This is a genomic window from Candidatus Parvarchaeota archaeon (genome assembly GCA_016866895.1).
Taxonomy (GTDB): Archaea; Micrarchaeota; Micrarchaeia; order Anstonellales; family VGKX01; genus VGKX01.
The window spans coordinates 1-2771 of record VGKX01000157.1; the positions used below are offsets into that span (position 1 = coordinate 1).

3 protein-coding genes are annotated in these 2771 nt (G+C 49.2%); all 3 read left to right on the top strand.

What is annotated here, in order from left to right:
- Positions 1-567 (top strand): fructose-bisphosphate aldolase (locus tag FJZ26_05355; protein ID MBM3229833.1); only part of this gene is annotated, 567 nt, incomplete at its 5' end.
- A gap of 45 nt (positions 568-612) precedes the next feature.
- The gene (locus tag FJZ26_05360; GenBank protein MBM3229834.1) at positions 613-1578 is read left to right on the top strand and encodes a fructose-1,6-bisphosphatase; all 966 of its coding nucleotides are present in this window, start codon (positions 613-615) and stop codon (positions 1576-1578) included.
- A 17-nt stretch (positions 1579-1595) separates the two neighbouring features.
- Positions 1596-2636, top strand: a complete 1041-nt coding sequence (locus FJZ26_05365) for an aminopeptidase P family protein (protein MBM3229835.1) — start codon at positions 1596-1598, stop codon at positions 2634-2636.
- Positions 2637-2771 lie beyond the last annotated feature (135 nt).

The window sequence follows — 2771 nt, forward strand, 5'->3', positions numbered from 1 at the left end:
AAGGAGAATTATTCAGGCAAGGTGCCTCTCATACTCAAGCTAAACGGCAGGACTGAAATAGTGCCAAAGGACGAGGCATATTCACCGCAGCTTGCAAACGTGAAGGAGGCAGTTGACCTTGGGGCTGATGCGGTCGGTTACACCATATATGTAGGCTCGCCAATGGAGGCGCAGATGTTCAAGGAATTTGGCGCAATTGAAAGAGAGGCTCACGATTATGGCTTGGCTTGCGTTGTTTGGTCATACCCGCGGGGAAAATATGTGAAGGACGAGAAGGACCCGGCAATGGTGGCATATGCGGCACGCGTGGCACTTGAGCTTGGGGCTGATGTTGTAAAAATAAATTATCCTGGAAATATTGATGCAATGAAGTGGGTTGTGGCGTCAGCCGGAAGATGCAAGGTCATTTCAGCCGGTGGTTCAAAGCAGCCAGACGGCGAATTCTTGGCAAAGGTAAGGGACATAATGGCAGGCGGCGGGTGCGGTCTTGCTGTTGGCAGAAATGTCTGGCAGAATGACAACCCGATGAAAATCACCGAGGAAATAAAAAAAGTAATTTTCAAGTAGGTGTGCGGGTCTGCCTCAAAATAAAAAACAAGTTTGGTTGTCACGATGGAACAAAAGCAAATAACTCTTGAAGAGCATCTCAAATCACAAAAAGTCGAGCCGCAGCTTGCAAAACTTATCTTGTCGTTTTCACATATAGCACTTGACGCCCAGCATCATTTCCCAAGGTACCTGGCAGGCACAATGGGCGACAAGAACAAGTACGGCGAGGCTGTTGCAAAGCTTGACGAGTGGATTAACGGGTACCTGTGCGACAAGTTCGTGCAAACCGGTTTGGTCAGGAAGATTTATTCGGAGGAGCTAAAAGAGCCGCTTGTTGCAACGACAATGCCGGAAACAATCCCGGGCACAAATTCAAAATCAGCCATACAAATAGCCCCATTTGTTGTCACGCTTGACCCGCTTGACGGCTCTTCAAACATTGTCACAAACAATCCGTTTGGGACAATTGTCGGTGTCTATCGTGAGGATTTGCCTCAGGCGGGGCGCAAGCTTGTTGCGGCAATTTACAAGCTTTATGGGCCTGTCAACACGCTTGTCTATACAACAGGAAACGGCACGCATGAATTTGTAAAGCACTATGACTCGCAAGGCAATGCCCGGTTCTATCTTTTGGCAGGCAACATGAAGATACCCGAGCCTGGGGAAGTGTTTGGCCTTGGCGGCGACCCGCTTGACTGGGATGCAAAATTCCTTTCTTTTGCAAAGGACCTGTTTCGCAAGGAGAAGCTCAGGGTAAGGTACTGCGGCACCTTTGTCGCGGATTTTTCTCAAATACTTCACAGGGGCGGCATATTTGCCTATCCTTCCACAAGAAAAAATCCTAAAGGCAAGCTGCGCCTTACTTATGAGGCTGCCCCGATGGGCTTTATCTGGGAGCAGGCAGGCGGGGCCAGCTGGTCTGGCAAATCCTCATTGCTTGATGTTGCCGATGCGGACGCGGATTCGCGAGTGCCGCTTTACATGGGCAACAAAAGCCTGGTTGAAAAGCTGAAAAAGGCATTAAGTTAGAACTGGGGTCTGTGCTTATGGCCGGGTTTGCAAAAAGGCTTGCGCAAGTGCAAGGCGGGCTTTGCGGCTCAAGGCTGCTTTTGCCAAGCGGGGATGAGCCTGGAGCCCCAAACGCGAATTTTTTCTACCTGACTGGAGTTGATGCAGACGGCTGCCTTCTTGTTGCAAGCAAAAATTCCTGTTCCATTGTCACTTCAAAAATGAATGAGGAATATGTGATAAAGCAGGCTTCAGGGCAAAACAAAAAACTCAATGTCATCACTTACGATTCAAATGATGCGCTTGTGAAAATTCTATCCAATCAGCTCAAGGGCGCAAAAACACTCCGGCTGGATTTCCAAAAAACAAAACTCTCAACCTCTGCTTTCCTCAAAAAACTGACTCGGGCAAAGATTGTTGATGCAAGCCAGGCGCTTTTGGCTGCAAGGGCAGTCAAATCTGAAGAGGAAAAAGCCCTAATCAAAAAAGCCGTCAGAATAACAGAAAACATCTACCTGCAGCTTGAAGGCTTGCTGCGCGCAGGAATGGGTGAAAGGCAGGCTGCGGTGTTGGTGCAAAAGCTGATGCTTGACGCGGGGGTAGAGCCGTCATTTTCCCCCATTGTCGCAACAGGTGCAAACTCCTCCTTTCCGCATAGTGTGCCTACGGGGGCAAAAATCAAATCGCACCTGCTTGTTGACATTGGAGTGCGCTGCGGGAATTACTGTTCGGACCTGACAAGATGCTTCTTTTTCGGGCAGGGAAAAAGCGGAAGGGAGAGACAGGCATATGACAAGCTTGTGGAAATAACTCATGAGCTATGCGACAGGGCAAAATCCGGTGAGTTTGACAAGGGCCGGCAGCTTGCGCAGGCAGGCGAAAGGCTGATGGAAAAGAGCGGGCTTCCAAAGATGATACACTCGTTTGGCCACGGGGTGGGCCTTGAGGTGCACGAGCGCCCCTCCTTGGGCCTAAAATCGCAAGACAGGCTTGAGAAGGGCTGCGTGGTTGCAATAGAGCCTGCCGCCTATTTTTCCGGAAAATTCGGGGTAAGGCACGAAGTTGATTTGCTTTTGTGAAAACAAATCTTATCCAAATTAGGGCAAACGGGCCTTTGGAAGCTGCTTTAAAGCGATCCACTTAAAGGGAAGTGTTAAAATAAGAAGAAACACAAAGTCCAAGCATGTTTTTCCTGTTTCAAATCAGCGCGGAAG